The organism is Microcoleus sp. (assembly GCF_049646505.1).
In the GTDB taxonomy this organism is placed as follows: Bacteria; Cyanobacteriota; Cyanobacteriia; order Cyanobacteriales; family Microcoleaceae; genus Microcoleus.
On record NZ_JBARVX010000276.1, the window covers coordinates 1 to 5194 of the forward strand.

General features: G+C 44.3%; 8 protein-coding genes and 1 pseudogene. 7 read left to right on the top strand and 2 right to left on the bottom strand.

Annotated elements, in window-relative coordinates; genetic code table 11:
- The 3 genes from WBA89_RS14955 to ilvA all read left to right on the top strand — a co-directional run.
- Positions 1-510, top strand: a 510-nt coding sequence (locus WBA89_RS14955; RefSeq protein ID WP_424407697.1) for an HIT family protein, incomplete at its 5' end; no start/stop codon positions are given.
- A 184-nt stretch (positions 511-694) separates the two neighbouring features.
- Positions 695-1264 (top strand): hypothetical protein, encoded by a 570-nt coding sequence (locus WBA89_RS14960; RefSeq protein ID WP_424407699.1) that lies wholly within the window; start codon positions 695-697, stop codon positions 1262-1264.
- Positions 1265-1520: 256 nt separating this feature from the next.
- Positions 1521-3032 (top strand): threonine ammonia-lyase, biosynthetic, encoded by a 1512-nt coding sequence (gene ilvA, locus WBA89_RS14965; protein ID WP_424407701.1) that lies wholly within the window; start codon positions 1521-1523, stop codon positions 3030-3032.
- A 98-nt stretch (positions 3033-3130) separates the two neighbouring features.
- Here ilvA and WBA89_RS14970 read toward each other — a convergent pair.
- Positions 3131-3358, bottom strand: a pseudogene (locus tag WBA89_RS14970) (Rpn family recombination-promoting nuclease/putative transposase); the annotation flags it as partial.
- Entirely contained in the window at positions 3337-3582 is a 246-nt protein-coding gene (locus tag WBA89_RS14975; RefSeq protein WP_424407703.1) for a type II toxin-antitoxin system RelE/ParE family toxin, read from the bottom strand. The gene WBA89_RS14975 and the pseudogene WBA89_RS14970, both read right to left, overlap by 22 nt.
- A 236-nt stretch (positions 3583-3818) precedes the next feature.
- Between WBA89_RS14975 and WBA89_RS14980 the strand changes: the two genes are divergently transcribed.
- From WBA89_RS14980 to WBA89_RS14995, 4 genes are all read left to right on the top strand, one after another.
- Positions 3819-4166: a DUF433 domain-containing protein gene (locus tag WBA89_RS14980; protein WP_424407705.1), complete on the top strand. Its 348-nt coding sequence runs from the start codon at positions 3819-3821 to the stop codon at positions 4164-4166.
- Entirely contained in the window at positions 4141-4473 is a 333-nt protein-coding gene (locus WBA89_RS14985) for a DUF5615 family PIN-like protein (RefSeq protein WP_228056686.1), read from the top strand. The genes WBA89_RS14980 and WBA89_RS14985 overlap by 26 nt, the downstream gene beginning before the upstream one ends.
- A gap of 160 nt (positions 4474-4633) precedes the next feature.
- A complete protein-coding gene (locus WBA89_RS14990) occupies positions 4634-4882 on the top strand; it encodes a DUF4160 domain-containing protein (protein ID WP_106332426.1) in 249 nt (82 codons plus the stop codon).
- Positions 4883-4896: 14 nt separating this feature from the next.
- Positions 4897-5193 carry a DUF2442 domain-containing protein gene (locus WBA89_RS14995; protein ID WP_424407708.1) on the top strand — a complete coding sequence of 99 codons (297 nt, stop codon included), beginning with the start codon at positions 4897-4899 and terminating at the stop codon, positions 5191-5193.
- Position 5194: the final 1 nt, after the last annotated feature.

Here is a 5194-nt window from a genome sequence, read left to right on the forward strand (position 1 = left end):
AAAAAAGAAGGCTTTCGAGAACATTACGTGCACAAGAAACCTACCTATCAGTGCATTGTAAAACTTCCGTTTAAGTCAAGTCACGTAGATGAGTATTGCGAGATTTACGAATACGTGCATTACAACCATCAAAGAAATTCAACTAATCACTGCATATTCTGCAATCCATACAAAAATCTAACTTTACTAACTGAATCAGCCACAGCTTATGCGATATTTGACGGTTATCCTGCCAGCAAAGGTCATGTTTTAATTATCCCGAAGCGCCATATTGCTAATTATTTTGAACTGCCTTTTCGAGAGCAGTCAGCTTGCTGGTTTATGGCGAACAGGGTGCAAGAGATGTTAATTAAAGAGTTTCAGCCTGACGGTTTTAATGTGGGAATCAATATTAATAAAGATGCGGGGCAAAGTCGCAGTCACGCTGCTATTCATGTTATTCCCCGCTACAGGGGCGATGCGGGGAACAAAGGCGGGATTAGGTATGTGATTCCCCATAGTAAAAAGTAAAAATTAGTCAATTATGAAAGATTTTTTTACCGCAGAGGCGCAGAGAACGCAGAGGAATATAGAAGAGAGGAATTCATAATTTTTGTAAGGATTGTTATATTTGAGCAAGCGGCGAGCAAAATTAGGTTAAAATGTGTTTGCCAAGTCTCGAACTACATATTAGCAGTAATTTGGTGTTCTGTTTATGTCTAAGCGCAAAAAGCAAGAATGGCTCAAGGAAACTCTAGAGCTCAAAGAAAACCACAATTGGAAGTCAAAGCCGGGAACTCGGATTTTTGTAGCAGGGAGAGGTGCAGTCCGCTTTGATGTTCCCCAAGATTGGCATTTTGAACCTGATACTAAGTCGTTCCGGTTTACGGATAAAAAGCCGCCGGATGATGATTGTTGTTTGGAGGTGTCGTTTAATTTGCTCCCGGATGGTAATTGGGCAGAGTTTCCGCTGGTGCCTCTATTACAAAAGGTGGTTGAAGATGATACCAGAAATCCGATCGCTCCTGGGGAAATTATTCAATTGAAGCGGCAAACTGCTCGGGTTGTGTGGACTGAATTTAAGTTTATTGACCCTCCAGAACAGCGGGAAGCTTATTCGCGAATTTGTATAGGGTTGGGTTCTAATGTTCAGTGTTTGATTACTTTTGATTACTGGGTTGATGATGCTGAACGTTTGACTCCTGTCTGGGATACGGTGATGGATTCGTTGGTTTTGGGCTTGTTTATTAGCGACCCAAGAACGGGGTTCGCACGTCCCGATTAGGTTTTGGGCGGGAAACCATCCAGACTAGATATCGTATCCACAATCGCCTAGGGCGCGCTCTATTTGTTCTGCTTTTAAGGGCGATCGCACTTTTGGCGCATCAAGCTTTTATTGGGAAATCAAATTATTAGTCAAGTAAATCGGTTTTCCGGTTAGCGAAGCTTGCAGCTATGGGATCGCCAATTCCCTGAAAAATGCTAACATAAATGCCCTACAATTATCCCACCATCCGGCATTAACCCACCTGCTAACCCCCATGCTTTGCGATTACCTAGTACAAATCCTCACCGCCCGCGTCTACGATGTTGCTCAAGAAACACCCCTAGAAATAGCCCCCAATTTATCAGAGCGGCTCAACAATAAACTGCTGCTGAAACGAGAGGATATGCAGTCTGTGTTTTCCTTCAAGCTGCGGGGCGCGTACAACAAAATGGCGCAACTGTCGCCGGATTTGCTAGCGCAAGGTGTCATTGCAGCTTCCGCCGGCAACCACGCCCAAGGAGTCGCCCTCGCCGCCCGCCACTTGGGAACTCGCGCCATCATCGTGATGCCCGTAACAACGCCGCAGGTCAAGGTAAATGCGGTGATAGCGCGGGGTGGAGAGGTGGTTCTGCACGGGGATACCTATGATGATGCTTACGCCTTTGCGCGCCAATTAGAGGCGGAAAAAAACTTAACTTTTATTCACCCTTTTGACGATCCGCACGTAATTGCGGGACAGGGTACGATCGGCATGGAAATTCTGCGGCAACATCAAAAACCCATTCACGCAATTTTTGTGGCAATTGGCGGCGGTGGATTGATTTCGGGAATTGGGGCATATATCAAGCGGTTGCGGCCGGAAATTAAGATTATTGGTGTTGAACCTGTGGATTCCGACGCGATGAATCAATCGCTAAAAGCTGGTAAACGGGTGCGTTTGTCGCAGGTGGGTTTGTTTGCTGACGGTGTTGCTGTGCGGGAAGTTGGGGAGGAAACTTTTCGGCTTTGTCAGCAGTATGTGGATGAGATTATTTTGGTGGGTACGGATGATATTTGCGCGGCGATTAAGGATGTTTTTGAGGATACGCGATCGATCTTAGAACCTGCCGGCGCTTTGGCGATCGCAGGTGCGAAAGCTTACGTAGAACGGGAACAAATAGCAGGGGAAACATTAATTGCTGTTGCTTGCGGCGCGAACATGAATTTCGATCGCCTGCGTTTTGTAGCAGAAAGGGCAGACTTTGGCGAACAGCGAGAAGCGATTTTTGCAGTGACAATTCCCGAACAGCCGGGAAGTCTCCGCAGGTTTTGCGAATGTTTGGGCAAGCGCAATTTAACTGAATTTAGTTATCGAATTGCGGATGAAAAAGCCGCACATATTTTTATTGGGGTGCAAATTATAGACCGTGCTGATGCGGTTAAAATAGCCGCAACTTTTGAAGATTGCGGTTTCAAAACTTTGGATTTAACTGATGATGAGTTAACAAAATTGCACTTGCGGCACATGGTGGGCGGGCGTTCTTTGCTGGCAAAACACGAACTGTTTTACCGCTTTGAATTTCCCGAACGTCCGGGTGCGTTGATGCAGTTTGTGGGTTCGATGAGTCCTAATTGGAATATCAGCGTTTTTCACTATCGGAATAATGGGGCTGATTACGGGCGAATTGTGGTGGGGATACAGGTGCCGCCGGATGAGATGCAGGAATGGCAGGCTTTTTTGGATACGCTGGGCTATCAGTATGGGGATGAGAGTCAGAATCCGGCGTATAAGTTGTTTTTGGGATAGATTAGTCGGCGGTTGAAACCGCTCCTTGTCAAACGAAGTCCACTCCTAGCGGACTAATAGATTGGACGGGAACAATGTCATGTCTGCTTTTCGACGCATCAAACATCTAATCGCAAATTCTGCACGTACTGAACGCTAAATCCGGTTATTTGGGCTATGGTTGCGTCATCTAGGCGATCGAGTAACTGCCGTGCGATCGCCTGCTTTTCTTCTTGTCGAGCTTCTTCAACAGCTCTAATTAGAACTCCTTGTTGGTTGTAAATAAACATTTCTCGCCGTTCGATATCCGCCAATTCATCAGGGGTTAAATTAACGTGATTTGCAATATTTCAATACCTTCTCCAACAATTTGGTAAAAAATGATGTAGTCCATCAACGGTATCCCTCGCAAACCAGGAGCAAACCGATCGCAGGATCGTCCCAAATACGGAAACTCGGCGAGATGCTGACATTTTTTGCGAAAACCTTCGACAAAGCGATCGCCTGCATCTATGCTTTGCTCTAGAAAATAATCATAAATTAGCGATCGCCCATCTGCAATCCCAAGCATCGCACTTTTTGATTTATTCCAAAAGTGCGATCGACCGTCGCACTCAAAAACCAACCGTCACTTATCTATCAGGGGCGAGGCGCTAGTTTTATGCAGAACGCGGCCTAATCTTCAGAAAACTTGATAAATCGCAAATTTGAGTCGGGAAAAGTTGACTCAGGAAGGGATCTCGCTATCTATACCGCCTTGGTTTTTGTTAAAATAGGAACTAATTCCGCATTGTGCAATAAAAAATCATGACTCAGATGCCTATGCCATCAGTAATCCAAGAACATATTGAAATTACTCCGGGTATTTGTGGCGGTAAACCACGTATAGCCGGACATCGGATTAGGGTTCAAGATGTTGTAATTTGGCACGAAAAGATGGGAATGTCTCCTGATGAAATTGTGTCGCGGTATCCCACAATTACTTTAGCAGATGTATACGCAGCCTTGACTTATTACCACGACCATCTTGAGGAAATTCGACAACAAATTCGAGATAGCGATGCTTTTGTGCGGGAATTGCAAGCAAAAACTCCTTCCAAGGTACAGCAGAAATTGAGAGGGTCTAATCTTGGAAAAGATCCGATTTCATTGTGATGAACAAGTCGAACGGGCGATCGCAGAAGCTTTAAGAAGGCGCGGTATTGATGTCACGACTACACCGGAAGCAGGACTTTTAGGTGCTGCTGATGAAGAACAATTAGCTTTTGCAATTTCTCAAGAACGAGTAATCTTTACCCAGGATGACGATTTTTTGGCAATTCATCAGCGGGGTTTAGAGCATTGCGGTATTGTTTACTGTCACCAAAACAGCCGTTCACTTGGTGAAATTGTGCGCGGTTTGATTCTGATTTGGGAGGTACTTGAACCGTCGGATATGCAGAACCATATAGAGTTTATTTGAAAAGGTCGATCGCACTCACAACCCGTCAGGAGCGAGATACCTTTCCATATCCCCAAAAGAGCGATCGCACTTTGTGACTAATTCCACTCATGGCGATCGACTGTCATTGTGTCATTAGCTCGGCTATAATAGTCCTCGTATCATTGTTTAAAAAACCTTTATGCCAGAAGTTGCACGATTTTACGGAATAATTATCAAAATTTTCTTTGGGGATCATCCACCTCCTCATTTTCACGCAGTTTACGGTGAGTACAATGCTTTAATCGGTATTGAGTCTTTAGAGATTATTGAAGGAGACTTACCGAATCGGGCTCAAAAGCTGGTAATAGAATGGGCTACGTTGTACCAGAAAGAACTGCTGGATATGTGGAATAGCCAAGAATTTAGTAAACTTCCACCATTAAAATAACTGGGATTTTTTTTATGAAACCTGAGCGCATTGTTTCTGCTCAAGCTATTGACGATCGCACCTTGATAGTTAAGTTTACAAATTTAGAAGTGAAAAAATACGACATTTCTAAGTTATTAGAAAATCCGATGTTTGCGACCTTACGTAATCCTGGGTTTTTCAGGAATTTTAGAATTGAACCGGGTGGTTATGGACTGGTTTGGAATGAAGATATCGATCTCAGTGAATATGAACTTTGGCAGAATGGAATTAGTTGCACGGATGAGGAAATTGAGCGATATATTGAATTTATTCATCATGTTGCTCGCTGAG

Bases quoted from the DNA above. Each gene is read 5' to 3' on its own strand.
- WBA89_RS14975 (WP_424407703.1), bottom strand. From the start codon at position 3,582: ATGCTTGGGATTGCAGATGGGCGATCGCTAATTTATGATTATTTTCTA.
- WBA89_RS14960 (WP_424407699.1), top strand. From the start codon at position 695: ATGTCTAAGCGCAAAAAGCAAGAATGGCTCAAGGAAACTCTAGAGCTC.
- WBA89_RS14980 (WP_424407705.1), top strand. From the start codon at position 3,819: ATGACTCAGATGCCTATGCCATCAGTAATCCAAGAACATATTGAAATT.
- WBA89_RS14990 (WP_106332426.1), top strand. From the start codon at position 4,634: ATGCCAGAAGTTGCACGATTTTACGGAATAATTATCAAAATTTTCTTT.
- ilvA (WP_424407701.1), top strand. From the start codon at position 1,521: ATGCTTTGCGATTACCTAGTACAAATCCTCACCGCCCGCGTCTACGAT.
- WBA89_RS14995 (WP_424407708.1), top strand. From the start codon at position 4,897: ATGAAACCTGAGCGCATTGTTTCTGCTCAAGCTATTGACGATCGCACC.